The sequence below is a fragment of the Actinoplanes oryzae genome (genome assembly GCF_030757795.1).
GTDB lineage: Bacteria > Actinomycetota > Actinomycetes > Mycobacteriales > Micromonosporaceae > Actinoplanes.
Genome location: NZ_JAUQWH010000161.1, coordinates 1 through 20540, shown reverse-complemented (window position 1 = coordinate 20540; position 20540 = coordinate 1). Strand labels below are relative to the sequence as shown.

Sequence of the window (20540 nt, the reverse complement as noted above, 5' to 3'; positions counted from 1 at the left end):
CCTCGACGTCGGCGTCCAGCCCCTCCGGCTCCGCGTAGGGCTCCAGCTCGAAGCGCCGCTGGAAGCGGATGATGTTGGACTCCTCCGGCAGGTACTCCCGCAGCTGCGGGTCGAGCAGCCACGACCCGCAGGCGAAGGCGTCGTAGCGCTCCTGCGGGAAGTGGCGGGGGAAGAACGCCCGGCCCTCGTCGAGCGACGCGTCGATCGCCGCCGGGGTCAGCGGGCCCGCCTCGGGGATGTGCAGGCCGACGGCGCCGGCGCCGCGGTGGTGCTGCAACCGGCCCAGCTCGTAGAGGCCGCCGCGCACGTGCAGGGTCAGCCAGCTCTGCATGACTGGCCAGCCCTCGCGCCGCATCCGCCGGTCGATCGCGAGGTTGCGGCCCAGGTCGGCGAGCGTCGCCCAGGACACGGCCTCCGGGATCCCGTGGTCGCGGTGATAGTCCAGGACCACGCCGGTCAGGGCCAGATAGGCGTACGCGTAGAGATGGCACCAGGCCGGCCCGCGCTCGCGCGGCAGCTCCGGCCCGGGCACCAGCCATCCGTGGCCGCCCAGGTCCGCGCGCACCAGCGCGGTCGACCGGTCGAGCAGCCAGCGCAGCTCGGGGGTCCACGCCGGGGAGTCCGGGTCCGGCCAGCCCGCGAGGATCTCGGCGGCGTCGTCCGGCCGCACCGCGAGCCGTTCGAGCAGGGCGGGCGCGCCGGACTTGGCGGGCAGCGGGGCCGAGGGCAGGTCGCCGGCGAGCCGGTGCACACGCTCGACCTCCGCGACCGGCACGCCGAGCCGCCCGGCGAGGTGATCCAGATCCACGGACCGACCCTATCCGGCCACCTGCCAGTCCTGGACGTCGATGCGGCTGCCGCCGTAGCGCGGGGCGAAGATGCTCAGGACGCCCGTCGTCCGGACGCGCTCGTGGTCGATGAGCGGATCGGAGTAGTAGACCGGGTCGGACGTGTGGCGCAGGGTCCAGTCGCTCCAGCCGGACGCCTTCGACGCCGTCTCGATGTGCAGCTTGCGGGTCGTCGAGTCGCCGCTGGCCACGTAGAGGTTGTCGGCGGCGTCGACCGCGATGTCGCCGCGCGCCGAGCGTTCGAGGAAGGGCGTGTAGGTCTGGTGCCACGCCTTGGACGCCTTGTCCCGCCAGTAGTGCACGAGCACCGCCTGGTCGCGGGCGGCCGTGAAGTCGGTGGTGTCGGCGGCGGCGGCGGGCAGGTGCGACGCGAGCACGTGCACGATGCCGGCCTTGTCGACGACCTGGGACTCCTGGTTCATCAGGCCGCGGTTCTGCCCGATCGTCCACACCTTGAGCCGGGCGGCGCCGGAGGCCAGCGGCGTGGCGAGGACCTGCCCGCTGTTGTCCCGCCACGTGCGGCCCTTGTCCCCGCTGTACGCGTAGTACAGGTCGTGGTTCGTGCTGGCGTCCGGGGTCTCGCGCACGGTCCACGTCAGGTGCAGCAGGCCGGTGCTGTCGTACTCGGCGCCGAACAGGTACGGGTTGTTGCCCGGCGTGGTGCCGTCGATGACCTTGCCGACGTACGTCCACGCGCGGTTCGCGTACTCGTAGAGCACCTCGTCGCCGGCGCCGCTGAGGCCCGTACGGATGAGCAGTTGCAGGGTCTTGTCCGGCGCGGTCAGGAACTGTGGGTAGGTCACCTGGCTCATCGTGGTCCCCGCCAGGCCGGTGACGACCGCGCCGAACGAGGACGGCGACCAGGCGGCCGTGTCCGGTGCCGACAGCAGGCCGGCGCTCGACCGGCGGTAGCGCAGCTGGCTGGAGTGCATGTCGAAGGCCAGGTGCAGGGTGCCGTCCTGGGCCCCGACACCGAGGCTGATCGTGTTGTGCGAGTCGGTGGAGGTCGTCACGTAGTCGGTGAGCCGCAGGTTCTGCCAGGCCCCGGCGCTCAGCTTGCGCCGTGAGACGTTGACGTAGCCGCTCTCGTCCCAGAAGGCCGCGTATTGCCAGCCGTTGACGGTGACGATGCCGTCCTGCTGGAACGACTCGCCGTTCATGTAGCCGGTGTAGGTCAGCGCGGTACGTCCGGTGGTGGTCAGCACCGTGGTGGACAGGAGCTGGACCGTGGGCGCGGCGGCGACGGTCGCCGGGGCGGTCAGCAGGAGGGCGGCAACGCCGAGAGCCAGGGACGCCATCCCCGGACCCTAGCCGTTGAAACGATGAACGTCGATGCCTGCGGCCGACGGGCTGCAGCAACTCGACGATCCGCGGCTCGGCGTAGGCGGCCTCGCTGACGGCCAGGTACTTCCGGAAGTAGTCCTTGGCCAGGATCTCGTCCCGGTACTCCACCAGGTCCCGCCAGCCCTCCGACAGGACGAAGACGTTCGGGTCCCGCGTCGCGAAGCCCACCCGCAGGAACAGGCAGCCCGCCTCGGCCCGGGCGTGCGGCAGCACCTCCTCGAGGGCGGCCACGAACTCGTCGCGCTTGCCCTCGGCGATCGTCAGGGTGTTGTTCATGTAGAGCGGAATGCCGCGCTCCCGCAGCGTCCACAGCTCGCTCGGATCAGTGATCATCATGCAGCCACCTTGCGGCCCGGGGCCCGCGGCGACAATCCGGATCCGGCATGGCTGCCATGCGCCGCGGGCATGGCCGCCGGCGCGTCAGGGGGCGACGACGCGCTGCACGCTCTCGCGCAGCAGGGCGCGGCGGCGGTCGTGGTCGGCGGCGGGGTCGTCCGGGGCGGCGACGTCGCTGATGCTCACCGGGGACCAGGCGAGTGCCATGCCCAGCACGAGGGTGAACAGGTCGAGGGGGTCGCCGGCGCGCACCCGGCCCGCCTCCTGGGCCGCGCGGATGGCGGCCAGCTTCGGCTCGTCGGCCCGGTGCGCGCCGAGCCGGCCCACCGGGCGCCGTTCCAGGCGCAGCCAGGTCACGAGGCGGACGAGGTCGGGCCGCTGCAGGATCTCGTCGTAGAGGGCCACGGCGACGCCGGGCAGGTCGCCCGCGTCCATCGTGACGGCGTCGAGCAGGCGGCCCGCGCGGTCGGCGACCACCGCGTCGAACAGGCCGTCCTTGTTGCCGAAGTAGCCGTAGAGCTGCGCCTTGTTGGTCTGCGCCGCCGCGATGATGCGGTCGACGCGCGCCCCGGCTATGCCGCGCTCGGCGAACTCCCCGGCGGCGGCGTCGAGGATGCGCCGGCTGGTGGCGGCGCCCTTCTGGGTGGTCGGCAGCGGCGGCATGCCAGCACTTTAACAAACAGACCAGTTGGTCTATGGTTGCTCACAGACCGAATAGTCTGTCTGGAAGAGGGACCCTCATGCGCATCACCACCGGATGGCAGGGCACGGGCAGCTCCACCACGCTGCAGCGGATGCCGATCGAGCGCCGCGAGCTGCGGGCCGACGACCTCGCCGTGCGCGTCGACTTCTGCGGCGTCTGCCACAGCGACCTGCACGCGCTGAACGGCCTGACCGGCAAGCCGACGGCCGGGCTCGTCCCCGGCCACGAGTTCACGGGTACGGTCACCGCGGCCGGCGCCTCGGTGACCGGTTTCGCCCCCGGGGACCGCGTCGCCGTCGGCACGATCGTCGACTCGTGCGGCTCGTGCGCGATGTGCGCGGCCGGCCAGGAGAACTTCTGCTACCAGGGCGCCACCGTCACCTACGGCGGGACCGACCGCGTGGACGGCACGACGACCCGGGGCGGTTACAGCCGGGAGTACGTGGTGCGGGACAAGTTCGCGTACCGGCTGCCCGAGGGTCTCGACCCGGCCGCCGCGGCGCCCCTGATGTGCGCGGGGATCACCGTGTGGGAGCCGATGCGCGCCCTCGGCATCGGCCCGGGCAGCAAGGTCGCCGTGGCGGGGCTCGGCGGGCTCGGCCACCTCGGGGTGAAGCTGGCGGCCGCGCTGGGTGCGGAGGTGACGGTCCTCAGCCGTACGCCGGACAAGGCCGCCGACGCCCGCAGGCTCGGCGCCACCGGCCTCGCGGCCGTCGCCGACGCCGAGGGGCACTTCGACCTGATCCTGGACACCATCGCCGCCCCGCACGACCTGGCGCCGCTGATCGGCCTGCTCGGGCTCGAGGGCACGCTGAGCGTGGTCGGCCTGCCGCTGGAGACCAAGGTGCCGCTGATGCAGCTGGCGTACGGGCGCAAGAGCGTGAGCTCCTCGGGCACCGGCGGCACGAAGCACACGGCCGAGCTGCTGGACTTCTGCGCCGGGCACGGCATCACCGCGGACATCGAGCTGCTGCCGTCGTCGCGCGTCGAGGAGGCGCTGACCCGGCTGGAGAAGGGCGACGTGCGGTACCGGTTCGTGCTGGATCTCGCCGATCTGGACTGACCCCGCGTCCCGGCGGCGGCTGGTCGAGGGTCACGCGCGCGAGGCCGATCTATCCTTACCGGCGTGCCGAGATCATCGATGACCGCCGTCGTCCGCGCCGCCACGGAAGCAGACGTGTCCCGCATCTCCGCGATCTGCTCCGCGGCCTACCGGGACGCCTATCGCGACCTGCTCCCGTCCGGCTACATCGAGCGCAGCGTCGCCGAGTTCTACGAGGAGCCGCGCGTCGAGCGGGACGTGCCGCCGTCGCCGCCCGGCTGGTTCGGCTACCAGGTGATCGAGGAGGACGGCGCCGTGCTCGGCGTCGCGGGCGGCGGCATGACCGGCCCGGCGACCGGCGAGCTGTCCCGCGTCTATCTGGACGCGAGCGCCCGGGGCCGCGGCCTGGGCACCCTGCTGCTGGAGACGGTGACCGCGCAGATCCGGGCCGCCGGGGGCACCGAGATGTGGGTGTCGGTCTTCCTCGGCGACCAGGCCGGCATCGGCTTCCACCGGGCGCGCGGCTTCGTCCCGGTGGACACGGTCCGGGCCACCCTGTCCCGCTCCGACGACCACATCGTCAGCCTCCGCATGCGCCGCACCCTGCCCTGACCGGCCAAGCCGCCGCCGCGCCACCCGCCGGTAGCGGCCCGCGGGCGCCGGCGGTGGTGCCCGGGCGGCACGGGGTGCGCGTCACGCTGGCCAAGGCGGGGCGCGGCGAGCACAATCGGCTGATCATGATTCATGCGCAGGCGGCCCGGGGGCCGGTGCTGAGCGTCAGCGCGCAGCGCACCGGCGCCGGCGCGACCGAGGTCCGCGTCAGCGGCGAGATCGACATGGCCACGGTCGGCCTGCTGACCGCCGAGCTGCGGCGCGCCGACGCCGGGCACGTCGTCGTGGACCTCGGCGAGGTGACGTTCTGCGACTCCGCGGGGCTCGCCGCGCTGGACGAGGCGTACGGCGCCGCCGGCGACCAGGGCCGCACCCTGCGCGTGGTCAACCTCCAGCCGCAGGTGAGCATGGTCCTGCGGCTCACCGGCATCCTGGAGGCGCTGACCCGCGACCCGGCGGCCGGTCAGTAGGACTCGCCGAGGTGGCCGCGCAGCTTGGCGAGGGCGCGGGAGAGCAGGCGGCTGACGTGCATCTGGCTGATGCCGATCCGCTCGGCGATCTGGGTCTGCGTCAGGTTGCCGTAGAAGCGCAGCTGGATGATCCGCCGCTCGCGCTCGTCGAGGGTGGCCAGGGCCGGGCCGAGCGCGAGCCGCAGCTCCGCCAGCTCCAGCTCGCGGTCCTCCCCGCCGAGGGTCTCCCCCAGCTCGGTGCTGCCGTCGGCGCCGACCGGCAGGGACAGGCTGGTCGCGTTGTACGCCCGGGCGCCCTCCAGCCCCTCCAGCACGTCCTCCTCCGTGACGCCGAGGTGGCCGGCGATGTCCGCCACGGTGGCCGCCCGGCCGAGCGAGTGGCTCAGCTCGTTGTTCGCGGTCGTGATGGCCAGGCGCAGCTCCTGCAGCCGCCGGGGCACCCGCACCGACCAGGTGCGGTCCCGGAAGTGCCGCTTGATCTCGCCGATGACGGTCGGGATGGCGTACCCGGCGAAGTCGACGCCCCGGTCCGCCTCGTACCGGTCGAGCGCCTTGATCAGCCCGACGACCGCGACCTGGCAGAGGTCGTCGGCCGGCTCGCCCCGCCCGGCGTAGCGGTGGGCCAGGTGGCGGGCCATCGGCAGCCAGGCCTCGATCGCCCGCTCGCGCAGGGCGGGCCGGTCGGGGTGCCCGGCGGGCAGCGCGGCCAGCGCCGTGACGAGGGCGGTCGCCCGGTCCGCCGGGCCCGGCGTCGGCGAGGTCTCCACGTCGGCGGGACGGTCCGGGGCGGTGGCGACAGTCATGGGCGAAGCTCCTCGATCGGGTGGGGGGACTGGCCCGATAGTGCCCGCGGATCGGATGCCCGCAAACTCCGCCGATCGGGTGAAAGGGGCAGCAAGCCGAGTTTTGCCACCCCACCGTGAGTACTCACGCCCCCACAGGGTAGGAAGATCGGCATGGATCCGCTGCGGTTGCCCTTCGCGCACAGCACCGATTGCGCGGTCCTGCGGCAGCAGGCGCGGCAGGTGCTGGCCTCGTGGCAGGACCCCGGCCAGGTCGAGGACTCGCTGCTGGTGATCACCGAGCTGGTCGAGAACGTGGTCCAGCACACCGGCGACGGCGGCGAGCTGCTGCTGCGGCGCGACGACGACTCCCTGCACATCGAGGTGTCCGACTCGAGCCCGGTGCTGCCCCGGGCGTACGGGCCGGATCCGCGCCGCATCGGCGGCCGCGGCCTGCTGCTCGTGGCCGCCATCACCCGCTCGTGGGGCACCCGCCCGAAGTCCGGCGGCAAGGTGGTCTGGGCCGACGTGCCGCTGGCCGAGCAGGCGGGCTGAGCGTTCAGCCGGCGGGCGTGGCGACGACCAGCAGCGCCACGTCGTCCTCGCGGGCGGCCGCCCCGGCGTGCCGCAGCAGGACGTCGGCCAGCTCGTCCGCGCCGGCCGAGCGGTGGCGGGCCAGCAGCTCCCGGACCGCCCCGACGCCCTCGTCGTAGGTGGCGCCGCGGCTCTCGACCAGGCCGTCGGTGTGCAGCAGCAGCACCGACCCCGGCGGCAGCTCCCGGGTCTGGTTGCGCCGCGACACCCGCCGCGCCGCCCCGATCAGCGGGTCGTGCCCGCCCAGCGCCTCCACCGCGCCGTCCGGCAGCAGCGCGATGGGCGCGGGATGCCCCGCGTTCGCCCACGTCAGCGTGTGCCCGCCCGCGGGCGCGGGGTCGAGGTAGGCCAGCAGCACCGTGGCGAGGCTCGTGATCCCCGCCGTACGGCTGGTGTGCTCGAGCCGGCGCAGCACGGCCGACGGCGGCTCGTGACGGTCGATGACCAGCGTCCGGAGCATGCTGCGGTACTGGCTCATGGTGGCGGCCGCCGTGATGCTGTGCCCCGAGACGTCCCCGATGATCAGCACCAGCCGCTCGTCGCCGAGGCTGATCGCGTCGTACCAGTCGCCGCCCACGTGGTCCTCGTGCTGCGCCGGGGCGTACCGGGCCGCCAGCCGCAGGTGATCGTGCCGCGGCAGCGCGCTGAGCAGCGCCTTCTGCATGACCGCCGCCGCGGTGCGCCGGTCGTCGAGCAGCCGCGAGCGGCTGATCGCCTGCAGCACGAACCCGGCCAGCGCGGTGACGATGCCCAGCTCCTCGTCGTCGAGGGCGTTCGGCGCCTTCCAGGCGAAGGCCAGCGCGCCGACCGGCCCGTCCGGCCCGGCCAGCGGCACGGCGGCCACCGACTGCCAGCCCATCTCCTCGAAGGTGCCCAGGGCGTCGGGGGTGGCCGCCGCGACCGCCGCGAGATCCGGCAGCAGCACCGGCCGGCCGGACCGCGCGGCCAGGGCCGACGGCGTCAGCGCGTCCGCGGGGTAGAGCGCCCACCGGTCGGCGACCGCCGGGGGCAGCAGCCGCAACGAGTGCCCGGCCACCCGCGCCCGGTCGTCGAGCAGGGAGACGCCCACGTACGCGGGGTCGAGCGCGCCGGTGGCCAGCTCGCGGACCGCCTCGATCACCTTCTCCAGGGTGTCCGCCTCGGCCAGGACCGTGCTGGCCCGCAGCAGCAGCCGCGTGCGCTGGAAGGCCGCCTCCGCCCGGGCCTCCTGGCGGGCCGCCCGGTCGGCCGTGATCCGCGCCCGCAGGCTGTCGGCGCACGCCGCGGCGAGGTCGGCCAGCAGCGCCAGCTCCGCCGCGGTCCAGTCGCGCGGCTCATGGTCGATCGCGCACAGCGACCCGAGCACCAGCCCGTCGGCGTCGGTCAGCGGCATGCCGGCATAGCCGACCACGTCGAGGTCGTCGATCGCCAGGTTGCCGCGGACCCGCTCGTCGGCGCGCGCGTCGACGACGATCAGCGGCTCCTCCGTGAGGACGACGTGCTGGCAGAAGGAGTGGGACAGCGGGGTCTCGCGGGCCTGCTGCCACGGCTCCCCCAGGCCGCAGGCGCCGGGGAAGATCTGCCGGTCGTCCGTGACGAGGGACACCAGGGCGACGGGGACCTTCAGGACCATGCGCACCATGGCCGCGAACCGGTCGAACATCTCGTCCGGGGCGGCCCCCAGGCCGGTGCGGCGGAGGGAGGCGAGTCGTGCGGCCGCGTCCAGGGAGCCGCGCGTCACCTGCTCCTCGTGTCTTCTGTCCGCTGCACCGGACCATTATGCCCTCGCCGATCGGCGGCTTCGACCGGCCGAACGGCCCTACTCGCCGGCGAAGAGCGCGAGCAGGCTCTGCGGGGTCCCCGCGCCGAAGCAGATCTCGAAGTCACGCGCGGACTCGGCCGCCTCCGCGGCGACGCGGGGGAAGAGCGCCTGCTCGTACGCGGTCAGCGCGGCCTCCGGATCCCCGGGGTGGGCGGCGATCGCCTTGCCGAGCTCGGCGCCGTCCTGCATGGCGAGGTTGGCGCCCTCGCCGTTCGGGGGCGACAGGTGGGCGGCGTCGCCGAGCAGCGTCACGCCCGCCACCCGTTCCCAGCGGTGGCCCTCCGGCAGCGCGTGGATCGGGCGCAGGACCGGGGCGGTCTCGCCGTCGGTGATGAGGGCGGTGAGCTCGGGCGCCCAGCCGTCGAACTCGGCCGCGGCGGCGGCGCCCAGGCCGGCTCCGGTGAACCAGTCCAGCGGCCGGGTGAGCGACACGTACGTGTGCAGCACCCCGCCGGCCTCCCGGTGCGCCATGATGCCCTGCCCCGGCACGGTCGCCATCATGGCGCCCTCGCCGACCAGCTTGGCGGTCGCCGCGTGCCGCACGTCGGCGTCGTACAGGTAGGTCTCGACGAAGGACGTGCCGTAGTAGGCCGGCTGCGCCTCCGACACCAGCGGGCGCACCCGCGACCAGGCGCCGTCCGCCCCCACCAGCAGCCCGGTCGTCGCCGTCGAGCCGTCGGCGAAGGTCAGCTCGTGCCGGCCGGCGCCCAGCGGGCGGATCGCGGCGACCTTGTGCCCCCACCGGACCGTGCCGGCCGGCAGCGAGTCGAGCAGGATCCGCCGCAGGTCGCCGCGCAGCACCTCGGGCCGGTGGCCGGTGCCGTCGTCGGGCCGGTCCAGCAGCACGGTGCCGTCCGGGGCGACGATCCGGGTCGCCTCGGCGCCCGCGTGGATGATCGCGCGGAACTCCTCGGACAACCCGGCGTCGCGCAGGGCCGGCTGGCCGTTGTGCTCGTGGATGTCGAGCTGGCCGCCCTGGGTGCGGGCCGCGGCCGAGGCGTCGGCCTCGTAGACGACCGACGCGATGCCGTGCACGTGCAGGACCCGGGCGAGCGTGAGGCCGCCGAGACCCGCTCCGACGATGGTGATCATGATCGAGCTCCCCTCTCTGGAACAGCGTTCCACCACCCCAGCGTGGAACCCCGTTCCAGAGATGTCAAGATGATGTGATGGGCCTGTCTCGCGAACGCATCGTCGGCGCGGCGATCGAGCTGCTCGACGCCGAGGGTGAGCGCGGGCTGACCTTCCGCGCGCTGAGCGCCCGGCTGAAGACCGGGGCAGGCGCGATCTACTGGCACGTGGCGAACAAGGACGAGCTGCTCGTCGCCGCCACCGAGGCCGTCCTGACCGGCGCCGCCCGGCCCGCCACCGGCTCGCCCCTCGGCCCGAGGCCGGCCGCGGCCCCGCCGGAGGACGCCCTGCGGGCCATCGCCCTGGCCGTGTTCGACGCGGTCGACGACCACCCGTGGGTCGGCACCCAGCTCACCCGCATGCAGTCCCAGCCCGCCCTGCTCGGGCTCGCCGAGAGCATCGGCCGGCAGGTGCAGGCCCTGGGCGTCCCGGCCGCCGCCCGGTTCGACGCCGCGACCGCCCTGCTCAACTACGTCCTCGGCGTCGCCGGGCAGAACGCCGCCCTGGCCCGCTCGGTGGAGCCCGGCGCCGTTCGCGGCGAGGTGCTGGGCGCGATCGCGGAGACCTGGGCGGCCCTCGACCCGGAGGAGTTCCCCTTCCTGCGCTCGGTGGCGGGCGAGCTGCGCGACCACGACGACCGGGAGCAGTTCCTCGCCGGCGTCGACCTCGTCCTGGCGGGCATCGCGGCCCTACGGGGGTGACGGCAGAACCTCCCCGTGGGCCCCGGGCGGACGTACCGTCGGGGCATGGATCCCCGCAGCGAGACGCGCGACTTCCTCACCACCCGGCGCAACCGGATCACGCCGGAGCAGGCGGGCCTGCCGGACTACGGGGGCACGCGACGGGTCCCCGGCCTGCGCCGCGAGGAGGCCGCCCTGCTCGCCGGCGTCAGCGTCGACTACTACACCAAGCTCGAGCGCGGCAACCTGTCCGGCGTCTCCGAGAGCGTCCTCGAGGCCCTCGCCCGGGCGCTGCGGCTCGACGAGGCGGAGCGCGAGCACCTCTACGACCTCGCCCGCCAGGCGGGTGGCGGCCCGGCCCGCGCGGCCCGGGCCCGGCGGCGGACGCCCCGGCACGTACGCCCGGCAGTGCAGCAGCTGCTCGACGCCATGACCGGCGCACCAGCCTACGTGCGCAACGGCCGGCTCGACGTGCTGGCCGCCAACGCGCTCGGGCGCGCGATGTTCGCCCCGGTGTTCGAGAGCGCGGGCAGTACCCCGAACCTTGCCCGCTTCATCTTCCTCGATCCGGCGTCCCGCGACTTCTACCGCGGCTGGGAGCAGCTGGCGGAGGACGTCGTGGCGCTGCTGCGGGGCGAGGCGGGGCGCGACCCGTACGACCGGCACCTCACCGGCCTCGTCGGCGAGCTCTCCACCCGCAGCGACCAGTTCCGCACCTGGTGGGCCGCCCACAACGTGCGCCAGCACCGCACCGGCGTCAAGCACTTCCACCACCCGCTGGTCGGCGACCTGACTCTGGCGTACGAGTCGATGGAGCTCACCGCCGACCCGGGCCTGCGCCTCAACGCCTACAGCGCCGAGCCGGGCACCCCCGGCCACGACGCGCTCGACCTGCTCGCCAGCTGGACCGCCGCCGGCCCCGCCCTGCCCCGCCCGGCCTGACCGCCGCCGGCCCCGCCCTGCCCCGCCCGGCCTGACAGCGACCGGGAGCATGCGGGCCCGTGCCGGTGGCTCGTCCTGACGATGCCTACGGCTTGCGGGCCACGCCGCAGTAGACCGAGACCGCGCGCGGCGCCGGGCCGGGGGCGGGACGCCACAGCGGGGTCGGGACCACGCCCGGCTCGACCAGCTCCAGGCCGTCGAAGAACGCGGTGATCTGCTCGACCGTCCGCAGATAGTAGGTCGTGCGCTCGCTCTTGACGGTCTCGCCGGCGCTGTCGTTGGCCGGCGTGGTGATGCTGTCGTTGATCACCAGATAGCTGCCGGACGGCACGGCGTCCATGAACGTGCGGACGATGCGCGCCGGGTCGTCGGCGTCGGGGATGTGGCCCAGGATGCCGATCAGCATGACCGCGACCGGCCGGGAGAAGTCGAGGGTGGCGGTCGCGGCCTGCAGGATCTTCTCCGGGTCGCGGGCGTCGGCGTCGAGATAGCTGGTCGCCCCGGCGGGGTCGCTGACCAGCAGCGCCCGCGCGTGGGTCAGCACCACCGGGTCGTTGTCGACGTAGACGATCCGGGACTCGGGGGCGATCCGCTGGGCCAGCTCGTGGGTGTTGTCCGCGGTGGGCAGGCCGGTGCCGACGTCGATGAACTGGCGGATGCCGGCCTCCCCGGCGAGGAAGCCGATCGAGCGCGCGAGGAACTCCCGGCCGGCCCGGGCGAACTCCCTGATCTCGGGGAGCTGGGCGACCAGGGCGTCGGCGGCGTCACGGTCGGCGGCGAAGTTGTCCTTGCCGCCGAGCAGGGCGTTCCAGACCCGGGCGCTGTTGGGCTGACCGGCGCCCAGCGCTTGCGGGTCGGAGCCGGACCTCGTCATCGATGCGCCATCCCCTCGTCGGCCCCCGCCGCCCCACGTGTCCAGTGTGGCTCACCTTACGGCAGAGATCGATCAAGGACGAGTGCCGGCTCACTCTTCGTGGATCACCGGGGCTCCTCCGGGATGACAGTGCCTCACGCCTGCGGAATGGCGGTGCCTCACGCCTCCGGGATGACGGTGTTGAAGCGCTCGACGCGCGGGACGTCGGGGTCCGGGCCGTTGCGGACGCCGGTGTCGAGGGCGTCGATGCTCGCCAGCTGCGCCTCGGTCAGCTCGAAGTCGAAGACGGCGAAGTTCTCGGCGATGCGCCCCGGGTTCGTCGACTTGGGGATCGCCGAGCGGCCCTGCTGCAGGTGCCAGCGCAGCATGACCTGGGCGGGCGTCCGGCCCAGCCCGGCGGCGATCCCGGCGATCACCGGGTCCTCGAGCACGTTGCGCCGGTCCTCGCCCCAGCCGGGATAGAACGTGATCCCCCCGATCGGCGACCACGCCTGGGTCAGGATGCCGTGCTCGGCGTCGGCCTTCCGCACGTCCGGCTGCGAGAAGTACGGGTGCAGCTCGATCTGGTTGACGGCGGGCACGACGTCCGTACGGGAAAGAAGCTCGTCGAGGTGGTGCCGCATGAAGTTGCTGACGCCGATCGCCCGGACCTTGCCGTCGGCGAGCAGCCGCTCGAGCCCCCGGTAGGCGGCGACCGTCCTGTCGAAACGGTCGGTCGCGGGCTGGTGGAGGATGAGCAGGTCGATCTGCTCGACGCCGAGCTTGCGGGCGGCCTTGTCGAAGGCGTGCAGCGTCTCGTCGTAGCCGTAGTCGCTGACCCACACCTTGGTCTCGAGGAACACGTCGGCCCGGTCGATCCCCGAGCGGCGCAGGCCCTCGCCGACCTGGCGCTCGTTGGCGTACATGGCGGCGGTGTCGATGTGCCGGTAGCCGGTGCGCAGCGCGGCCTCGACGGCGGCGGCGGTCTCCTCGGGCGGGCTCTGGAAGACGCCCAGGCCCAGGGCGGGCATCGTGACCCCGTTGTTCAGGACGATTTCGGTCATGCGTCCGACCCTAGGCGGGCCGGTGCCGGGGAGAGGGGTACCAGCGTTACTCCCCACCGGGCGGCAAGATCACCAGGGTTCAGCGGGCGGGAGAACAGGTACCCCTGGCCGTACTCGTAGCCGAGCTCTTCGAGCAGGGACAGCTGCGCGGCCGTCTCGATGCCCTCGGCGACCGACGAGAAGCCGAGCGCGTTCGCCATCTGGCTGACCGCCGTGGCGACCGCCGCCTGCTTGCTGACCGTGGTGATCGACTCGACGAACGACCGGTCCAGCTTGAGCGTCGTCACCGGGCAGGTCAGCAGCAGGCCCAGCGAGGAGGCCGCCGTGCCGAAGTCGTCCAGCGCCAGCCGTACGCCCAGGTCCCGCAGCCGTTGCAGCGCCTCGTGCGACTCCTCGTCGTCGAGCACCGCCGTCTCCGTGACCTCGATGCTGAGCCGCTCGGCGGGCAGCCCGGTCTCGGCGAGCACCCGGGCGACCTCCTCCGGGAAGGTGCCGGTGCGCAGCTGGCGCCCGGCGACGTTCACGCCGATCGTCAGCGTCTCCGCCTCGGGATGACACGCCCGCCACTGCGCGGCCTGCCGGCACGCCTCCCGCAGCGCCCAGCTGCCGATGGCGACGATCTGCCCGGAGCGCTCGGCGAGCGGAATGAAGTCTGCCGGGGCGACCGCGCCCCGGACCGGGTGCTCCCAGCGGATCAGCGATTCCACCCCGGTCGTCGTACGGTCGGCCAGCCGCACGATCGGCTGGTAGACCAGCGAGAACTGGCCGGCCTCGAGCGCCTGGGACAGGTCGCGCACCAGCTCCGCCTCGGCGCCGATCCGCTCGCCCATCCGGTCGGTGTAGACCACCCACGTGCTCTTGCCGCGGCGCTTGGCCTCGTACATGGCGATGTCGGCGTTGCTGAGCAGCACCGACGGCTCGCCGCCCGGCCGCGCGGCCGCCACCCCGATGCTCGCCCGGGCGGCCAGGCTGTGCTCCTGCACCGGGATCGGCTGCGCCAGCGCCTGCAACAGGTTGGTCGCGACGCTCCCGCCGTCGTCGGCGGTCGTGCCGGGCATGACGACCGCGAACTCGTCCCCGCCGAGCCGGGCGACAAGATCACTCGACCGCACGGTGGTACGCAGCCGCGCCGCGACCGCCACGAGCAGCGCGTCCCCGGCGGCGTGGCCCATCGTGTCGTTGACCGTCTTGAAGTCGTCCAGGTCGATGAGCAGCACCGTGTGCTCCTCGTCGCGCAGCAGCTCCAGCTCGGCGTTGAACCGGTCCCGGTTGGCGAGCCGGGTCAGCGCGTCGGTGGCGGCCTGCTCGCGCAGCTGCACCTCCTGCTCGCGCAGGTCCCCGAGGGCGACGTCGAGCTGCCGGATCAGCCCGACGTTGTCCTGGAACGCCACCAGCTGCCGCCCCGCCACGAGCACCGTGATGACCACGACACCGACCGTCGCGCCCCAGAACTGCGCCGACAGGTGCGCCGGCATCACGGCGAAGAACACCACGAAGGTCAACCCGATCATCACGTACGGCAGCAGGCTGTACGGCCGCCGTTTGCGCTCGGCGCCCGAGCCGTCGATCCGGACGGTCAGCTCCTGGATCCGCGGCCCCACGGCGATGAGCAGCGACGGCAGCAGCCGGACGGCGAAGACGTACCACTGGTCGTCGTGCTGGAACGCCCCCGGCAGGAACGTGCTGACGCCCTGCACCATCGGGGCGGCGACCATCGGCCACGCCGCGATCCGGGCCATGGGCGGCCGCGGGATCAGGGCGACCTTGGTGGCGGAGAAGGCGGCCACGATCACCAGGGCGGCGGTGATGCTCGCGGTCACCTGGTCGGTCTGCTCGTCGATCGGATTGACGGCGAAACACCACGCCATCACGCCGCCGCCGACGAGCACGGTGGCCGCGTCGAGCCAGAAGACCAGCTTCTCCCGGCCTGAGTTCAGCCCCTGCGGGAAGATCAGACAGGCGAGCACATTGCTGCACATGCCGACGGTGAACAGCACGCTCTGCACGGCGCCGCCGGACATGCTCGTGGGCGGCGGGCCGAGGATCGTACTCAGGAACTGGAAGCTGTCCCCGGCGGTGAAGCACGCCCCGGCGAACGCGATCGACGACCAGAAGCGCCGGTAGCGCAGCGCCGCGATGCCCCGCAACCGCCAGCCGCCGACGGCGAGCATCGCGTCGAGCGGGACCTGGGCGGCCCAGTAGACCTGGATCCGGCGTACGGGATCGTCGAGCAGCGCGAAGTGCACCCAGCCCAGCAGGGTCACCCCCACGAGCGCGAGCAGCACGGGGTCACGCAGCAGCCCACGGTACGACCGCGGCGTCCCCTCGCTCATATCAGCCCGCATTCGGCGGGCGGCCGCTCAGCCTGAGCGAATGTGACTCACGCGCCTCGACCGTGGCGCATGTGACTCACCGGGCGTCGACCTTCGCACGTGTGGTTCACCGCGCCTCAACCCTCGCGCATGTGATCACCGCGCCTCAACCCTCGCCACGTTGATGACCGCACGTCGACCCTCGCGCACGTTGATCACCGCGCGTCGTCGAGCAGGCCTCGGGCGGTCGCGCTGAGTGATTCGCCCGCGGCCAGGTAGGACCCGTCCCGCAACCCCGTGATCGGGGCGAAATCCGCGGCCCCGACCAGGTCGACGGTGAGCCGGGCAATCAGGGCGAGGCGGTCATCGACATCGGGGGCCTCGTCGGGGGTCTCGGCCAGGGAGGTCAACGCACGGGTCAGCGGCAGCACCCGAACCCTTCCCCACCCGCCGCCCGCCAATCATCCGCTCTACGCAGCCCCCGCCGCGCTGCGGCATTTCCCTCTACCGTGCCGCGGCATTTCCCTCGGCGTAATGTCTTGCCGTCGCAGCGTTTCCTCCGTCGCGACGCCTCAGCCGGCCGTGGCGCCTCGTCCGGCCGCGGTGCCCCCTGCCGTCGCGGACCGGAAATCCTCCAGAGCGGCGGCGATGAGCTCGGCGAGGTTCCGTTCGTTGCCGGCCTGATTCCACTGATTGCGCGCAACGAAGAAAATGGCGACCGCCGCCCAAGCCGCAACCTCGGCAGCCGCCGCCCCCGTGCCGCGATCGCGCAGGGCAGCCGCGATCGTCGCCGCCAGACCGGCCCGTTTCACCAGCTCCCGCTCCTGCAGCTCCGGGCTGGCCGCGATGACCCGCCCCAGCGCGACGGCGCCCTCCCGAAACTGCTCGTAAGCAAGCCCGGCGACCTGCACAAGCCCGGCCACGGCGGCATCCAGCGGGTCGGCGCCGCCCGGCTGATTGCGAATCGCGACGGTGATGAGCTCCTCGGAATCGGCCTGCCCGGCGAACACCACCTCCCGCTTGTCAGCAAAATGGTGAAAGAACGTCCGCCGATTGAGCCCGGCCCGCTCCGTGATCTGCGCGACCGTCGTCTTCTCAAAACCCTGCTCGACAAAGAGCGCCAGCGCCGCCTCACGCAGCCGCCCGGCAGCATCCGGTTCCCATCTCGCCACACCGCCACCTTACGTGACTGCACCCAGTGGCATAACGTCCCAACTCCCCAACGCCCTACCGCTCTGAGCGGATCAAGCCGCCCCTCCCCGACCGCACTCGACGACACAGGAAACCGGTCCGGGAGCGCACTCCGACGACACAGTCTCAACGGCCGAGCGCGAGCCGCCCTCCACCACCGCACTCGACGGCAGGGCGCATCCACCTGCGACCGCTCTCGATGGCATCGCACCAGCATCGAGACCGCCGCCTCCGAAGCCCTCGCACCGGCCCGCGCTCGCCGTCCGCGCAACGGCGCCACCGGCCCACAGTCGCCGCCGAAGCGTGCTCGAGATGGTGATTGCACTCGGTGGCATCAGCGGCGTACGGTGATGCCACCGAGTGCAATCACGTTGAACCGAGGATTCCATGGCTGACTTCAGCACTGCCGACCTTCCCGACCTGACCGGCCGGACCGCCGTCGTGACGGGGGCCAACTCCGGCATCGGGCTGGCCACGGCTCGCGCCCTGGCCGGTGCCGGGGCGCGCGTCGTCCTGGCCGTTCGCAACGCCGCGAAGGCGCGGGCCGTGCCGGTTCCGGGCACGACGGAGGTTCGCACGGTCGACCTGGCCGACCTGGCGTCGATCCGGGAGTTCGCCGCCGGCTGGCACGGGCCCATCGACCTGTTGATCAACAACGCCGCCGCCTCCGTGCCGGACCTGCGCCGCACGGCCGACGGGTTCGAGCTGCAGTTCGGCACCAACCACCTGGGGCCCTTCGCCCTGACCAACCTGCTCCTGCCGCACGTGACCGGCCGGGTGGTCACCGTCTCCTCGCAGGCCGAGCGCGTGGGTCGCATCGACTTCGACGACATCAACCAGGAGCGGGAGCCCTACCGGCAGAGCCGGGCCTACAACCGCTCCAAACTGGCCAACCTGCTGTTCACGGCCGAGCTGCAGCGCCGCCTGACCGCCGCCGGGTCGCCGGTGCTGGCCCAGTCGGCCCACCCCGGCTTCGTCGCGACGGAGATCTACTCCCAGTTCGGGCCGGTCGGCAGGTTCCTGGTGCGGCAGCTCGCGCAAACCCCGGACCAGGGCGCCCTCCCGGTCCTCTACGCCGCCGTCGCCGACATCCCCGGCGACAGCTTCGCCGGCCCCCGCCACCTGGCGCACATGCGCGGAGCCCCTCAGCTCATCAACCGCTCCGCCGCCGCCCGTGATCCCCGGCTGGCCGCCCGCCTGTGGGACGTGTCATCGCAGCTCACCGGCGTCACCTTCCCGGCGGGCGACCTCACCCGCCGCAGCTGACCCGGCACCCCGCAGACGGCCGGGCGGCGCAGGTCAACGCCCGGCGGATGCGCAGACGGCCGAGCGGCACGGGGAAACGGCAGACGGATGGGCAGACGGCCAGGCGGCGCGGGAGAACGGCCGGCCGATGCGGAAACGGCCGGGCGGCGCAGGCGAACGGCCGGCGGAGGCGCAGCGGCCGGGCGGCGCAGGCGAACGGCCGGCGGATGCGCAGTGGCCGGGCGGCGCGGGAGAACGGCCGGCGGATGCGGAAACGGCCGGGCGGGAGACTGTGGGCGGATGCGGAGACGGCCGGGCGGGCGGGAGATCACGCGGATGTCGCGGATCTCGACCAGCGCCGACCGGCCGTCACCAAGCCCGGCGCCTTTTCAGGAACGCCGGGCCGTTTCACTTCAGAGCGGGCGGATGTTCTCCGCCTGCGGGCCCTTGGCGCCCTGGGCGACCTCGAACTCGACGCGCTGGTTCTCCTCGAGCGTCCGGTAGCCGGACGTCGCGATCGCCGAGAAGTGGGCGAACACGTCAGCGCCGCCGTCGTCCTGGGTGATGAAGCCGTAGCCCTTTTCCCCGTTGAACCACTTGACCGTACCGGTGACCATCAAACTCTCCCTGGCTCGTGAGGGACCGCACCGTGCCGTCCCTCGCATCGCCGCTCCGACCACCGGACGTCACAAAAAACGCCTGCCGGGCTATCGATAACCCCGTCAGGCGCCAGAACGTCCCAGGAAATCAAAACAACAACGCGGCCAAGGTAGCACAGAACACCCCGGTTCAGCGGTGCTCGCCCGCGTGCAACATCTCGACAGTTTTGGCAACCCGTTGCGCCCGGGTGGCCTCGCGCTTCGCCTCGCCGACCCAGCGCGCGAACTCCTTGCGGTGCGAGAAGGCCAGCGCGTCGAACGCGGCGCGCGCCCCGGCGTCGGCCGCCAGCGCCGTGGCCAGCTCTTCCGGCACGTCGACCGCCCGCTCCCCCGCGTCCGCGGCGACCTCGATGGGGTACGCCGACCCGACGCTCACCCCGGCCTGCTCGCGCGCGGCCTTGGCGAGTCCGATGAGGTTCTCGCCGCCCATGCGCGCCACGCGCAGGGGCAATGTCACTCCGTTGACGGTCACCCGTACGGGGAAAGCCTTGCGCCCGTCACCGAGAGCCGCCGCCTGCTCGTCGCTCAGCACGAACGCACCGGCCGGCCCGCGCTGCTCGAGCGTCGCCGTCAGGGTGAGAATCTCCGCCATGGTGCGAGGGTAGCGTCCCGCCGGGCCTGCCGGGCGAGAGTCGCGAGGGGCTCAGCCGGATGATCATGCCGGTCGGCCTCGGGCCACCCAACGGGCGGCCGGCGGATGGCCATGACCTGCGGCGCGCGCCTGCCGGTACCCCCTGCTGTACCCACATTGGGCAGCAGGCAGGATCGTCGCGGGCCCGTGATCCTCGGAGGATGGACGGCATCGGAACGATCCCCTGCCATCGAGGAGTCAGCATGTTCACCAAGGCCGCATTCGCCCTCGTCGCCGGCGTCGCGCTCGTCGCACCCTCCGCCTCGGCCGCCCTCGCCGACAGCCCGCGCCACGGCCGCGGCGACGCCGTCCAGCAACGCCTCGACCAGCTGGCCGGCAAGGACGGTTTCCCCGGCGTCCTCGCGTCCGTGCGGGAGGGCAGGCGGGTCACCGACTACACCGCCGGGGTGGGCGATCTGCGGACCCAGCGCCCGGTGCCCGAGGACGGTCAGGTGCGCATCGGCAGCAACACCAAGACGTTCACCGCGGTCGTCGTGCTCCAGCTGGTCGCCGAGGGGCGCATCGACCTCGACCAGACCGTCGAGCACTACCTGCCCGGGCTCGTCCGGGGCAACGGCAACGACGGCAGCACGATCACCGTGCGCCAGCTGCTGCAGCAGACGACCGGCCTGCCCGACTACGACGACGTGCTGTTCCAGAAGCCGCAGGACATCATCGACCTGAGCCACTCCTACCTTGAGCCGCGCCGGCTGCTCGACGCCGCGCTCACCCGGGCGCCGCACTTCGCGCCGGGCACCAAGTGGGAATACAGCAACACCAACTACGTCCTCGCCGGCCTCATCGTCGAGCGCGTCACCTCCCGGCCGATCGGCGAGGAGATCACCGAGCGGATCATCCAGCCCCTGCGCCTGCGCGACACCTACTGGCCGGTCGTCGGCGAGCAGCGGCTCCGCGGCACGCACCCGCACGGCTACGTCGCCGTCGCCCCGGGCGAGCCGTGGGTCGACGTCACCGACATGGACCCGTCCTTCGGCTGGGCGGCCGGGCAGCTGGTCTCCACCCCGAGCGACCTCCGCGTCTTCTTCGAGGCCCTGGTCGGCGGCAAGCTCCTCAAGCCCGCGCAGCTCAAGGCCATGATGACCACCGTCCCGGCGCCCGGCTTCGAGCCCACCGGCGACTGGTCCTACGGACTCGGCCTCGCCAGCCGCGCCCTGCCCTGCGGCGGGCTCGCCTGGGGCCACGGCGGCGACATCCAGGGCTTCGAGACCCGCAATCTGGTCACCACCGACGGACGCAGCGCCGTGGTCGCCGTGACCGGCCTCCCCACCGGCGAGGAGAT

At 73.1% G+C, this 20540-nt stretch carries 21 protein-coding genes and 1 pseudogene; 8 read left to right on the top strand and 14 right to left on the bottom strand.

Annotated elements, in window-relative coordinates:
* The 4 genes and pseudogenes from RBH18_RS35375 to RBH18_RS35365 form a co-directional block, all read right to left on the bottom strand.
* Window positions 1–808: acyltransferase domain-containing protein (locus RBH18_RS35375; RefSeq protein WP_306214848.1), on the bottom strand; the 808-nt coding region annotated here is incomplete at its 3' end.
* Window positions 809–817: 9 nt separating this feature from the next.
* Window positions 818–2146 carry a BNR repeat-containing protein gene (locus RBH18_RS35370; protein WP_306214847.1) on the bottom strand — a complete coding sequence of 443 codons (1329 nt, stop codon included), beginning with the start codon at window positions 2144–2146 and terminating at the stop codon, window positions 818–820.
* A gap of 166 nt (window positions 2147–2312) precedes the next feature.
* Window positions 2313–2468: pseudogene (locus RBH18_RS44210) on the bottom strand (putative quinol monooxygenase); the annotation flags it as partial.
* A gap of 144 nt (window positions 2469–2612) precedes the next feature.
* Complete coding sequence (locus tag RBH18_RS35365) at window positions 2613–3191, bottom strand: TetR/AcrR family transcriptional regulator (RefSeq protein WP_306214846.1); 579 nt, start codon at window positions 3189–3191, stop codon at window positions 2613–2615.
* Between the two features lie 77 nt (window positions 3192–3268).
* Between RBH18_RS35365 and RBH18_RS35360 the strand changes: the two genes are divergently transcribed.
* The 3 genes from RBH18_RS35360 (at window position 3269) to RBH18_RS35350 (ending at window position 5355) form a co-directional block, all read left to right on the top strand.
* Window positions 3269–4294 (top strand): NAD(P)-dependent alcohol dehydrogenase, encoded by a 1026-nt coding sequence (locus RBH18_RS35360; RefSeq protein ID WP_306214845.1) that lies wholly within the window; start codon window positions 3269–3271, stop codon window positions 4292–4294.
* 63 nt (window positions 4295–4357) lie between these two features.
* Window positions 4358–4885, top strand: coding sequence for a GNAT family N-acetyltransferase (locus RBH18_RS35355; protein WP_306214844.1), 528 nt, complete (start codon window positions 4358–4360; stop codon window positions 4883–4885).
* A gap of 125 nt (window positions 4886–5010) precedes the next feature.
* Window positions 5011–5355 carry an STAS domain-containing protein gene (locus tag RBH18_RS35350; protein ID WP_306214843.1) on the top strand — a complete coding sequence of 115 codons (345 nt, stop codon included), beginning with the start codon at window positions 5011–5013 and terminating at the stop codon, window positions 5353–5355.
* Here the strand turns inward: RBH18_RS35350 and RBH18_RS35345 are convergent.
* Window positions 5349–6158, bottom strand: coding sequence for a SigB/SigF/SigG family RNA polymerase sigma factor (locus RBH18_RS35345; RefSeq protein WP_306214842.1), 810 nt, complete (start codon window positions 6156–6158; stop codon window positions 5349–5351). The two genes, RBH18_RS35350 and RBH18_RS35345, sit on opposite strands and share 7 nt — an antisense overlap.
* Before the next feature lie 153 nt (window positions 6159–6311).
* On the opposite strand from RBH18_RS35345, the gene RBH18_RS35340 reads away from it, so the two are divergent.
* Window positions 6312–6692: an ATP-binding protein gene (locus tag RBH18_RS35340; protein WP_306214841.1), complete on the top strand. Its 381-nt coding sequence runs from the start codon at window positions 6312–6314 to the stop codon at window positions 6690–6692.
* A gap of 4 nt (window positions 6693–6696) precedes the next feature.
* On the opposite strand, the gene RBH18_RS35335 is transcribed toward RBH18_RS35340, so the two are convergent.
* Both RBH18_RS35335 and RBH18_RS35330 read right to left on the bottom strand, forming a co-directional pair.
* On the bottom strand, window positions 6697–8451 hold the full coding sequence (locus RBH18_RS35335; RefSeq protein WP_306214840.1) for a GAF domain-containing SpoIIE family protein phosphatase: 1755 nt from the start codon (window positions 8449–8451) through the stop codon (window positions 6697–6699).
* A gap of 78 nt (window positions 8452–8529) precedes the next feature.
* Complete coding sequence (locus tag RBH18_RS35330) at window positions 8530–9624, bottom strand: FAD-dependent oxidoreductase (RefSeq protein ID WP_306214839.1); 1095 nt, start codon at window positions 9622–9624, stop codon at window positions 8530–8532.
* A gap of 77 nt (window positions 9625–9701) precedes the next feature.
* On the opposite strand from RBH18_RS35330, the gene RBH18_RS35325 reads away from it, so the two are divergent.
* Together RBH18_RS35325 and RBH18_RS35320 are read left to right on the top strand one after the other, a co-directional pair.
* Window positions 9702–10364, top strand: coding sequence for a TetR/AcrR family transcriptional regulator (locus tag RBH18_RS35325; RefSeq protein ID WP_306214838.1), 663 nt, complete (start codon window positions 9702–9704; stop codon window positions 10362–10364).
* A gap of 45 nt (window positions 10365–10409) precedes the next feature.
* Window positions 10410–11285, top strand: a complete 876-nt coding sequence (locus RBH18_RS35320; protein ID WP_306214837.1) for a helix-turn-helix transcriptional regulator — start codon at window positions 10410–10412, stop codon at window positions 11283–11285.
* Between the two features lie 85 nt (window positions 11286–11370).
* Here RBH18_RS35320 and RBH18_RS35315 read toward each other — a convergent pair whose 3' ends face one another.
* The 5 genes from RBH18_RS35315 to RBH18_RS35295 all read right to left on the bottom strand — a co-directional run bounded on the left by RBH18_RS35315 (window position 11371) and on the right by RBH18_RS35295 (window position 16686).
* Window positions 11371–12159, bottom strand: coding sequence for an SAM-dependent methyltransferase (locus tag RBH18_RS35315; RefSeq protein ID WP_306214836.1), 789 nt, complete (start codon window positions 12157–12159; stop codon window positions 11371–11373).
* Between the two features lie 158 nt (window positions 12160–12317).
* Window positions 12318–13202 (bottom strand): aldo/keto reductase, encoded by an 885-nt coding sequence (locus RBH18_RS35310; protein ID WP_306214835.1) that lies wholly within the window; start codon window positions 13200–13202, stop codon window positions 12318–12320.
* A complete protein-coding gene (locus RBH18_RS35305; RefSeq protein ID WP_306214834.1) occupies window positions 13199–15535 on the bottom strand; it encodes a putative bifunctional diguanylate cyclase/phosphodiesterase in 2337 nt (778 codons plus the stop codon). Before RBH18_RS35305 ends, RBH18_RS35310 begins: the two co-directional genes overlap by 4 nt.
* A 194-nt stretch (window positions 15536–15729) precedes the next feature.
* Complete coding sequence (locus tag RBH18_RS35300) at window positions 15730–15945, bottom strand: hypothetical protein (protein WP_306214833.1); 216 nt, start codon at window positions 15943–15945, stop codon at window positions 15730–15732.
* A 141-nt stretch (window positions 15946–16086) separates the two neighbouring features.
* The gene (locus tag RBH18_RS35295; RefSeq protein ID WP_306214832.1) at window positions 16087–16686 is read right to left on the bottom strand and encodes a TetR/AcrR family transcriptional regulator; all 600 of its coding nucleotides are present in this window, start codon (window positions 16684–16686) and stop codon (window positions 16087–16089) included.
* Window positions 16687–17092: 406 nt separating this feature from the next.
* Between RBH18_RS35295 and RBH18_RS35290 the strand changes: the two genes are divergently transcribed.
* Window positions 17093–17971 carry an oxidoreductase gene (locus RBH18_RS35290; RefSeq protein WP_306214831.1) on the top strand — a complete coding sequence of 293 codons (879 nt, stop codon included), beginning with the start codon at window positions 17093–17095 and terminating at the stop codon, window positions 17969–17971.
* Window positions 17972–18363: 392 nt separating this feature from the next.
* Here RBH18_RS35290 and RBH18_RS35285 read toward each other — a convergent pair whose 3' ends face one another.
* Complete coding sequence (locus RBH18_RS35285; protein ID WP_305787199.1) at window positions 18364–18567, bottom strand: cold-shock protein; 204 nt, start codon at window positions 18565–18567, stop codon at window positions 18364–18366.
* Between the two features lie 172 nt (window positions 18568–18739).
* Window positions 18740–19201: a YdeI/OmpD-associated family protein gene (locus tag RBH18_RS35280; protein WP_306214830.1), complete on the bottom strand. Its 462-nt coding sequence runs from the start codon at window positions 19199–19201 to the stop codon at window positions 18740–18742.
* Window positions 19202–19443: 242 nt separating this feature from the next.
* Between RBH18_RS35280 and RBH18_RS35275 the strand changes: the two genes are divergently transcribed.
* Window positions 19444–20540, top strand: a 1097-nt coding sequence (locus RBH18_RS35275; protein WP_306214829.1) for a serine hydrolase domain-containing protein, incomplete at its 3' end; no start/stop codon positions are given.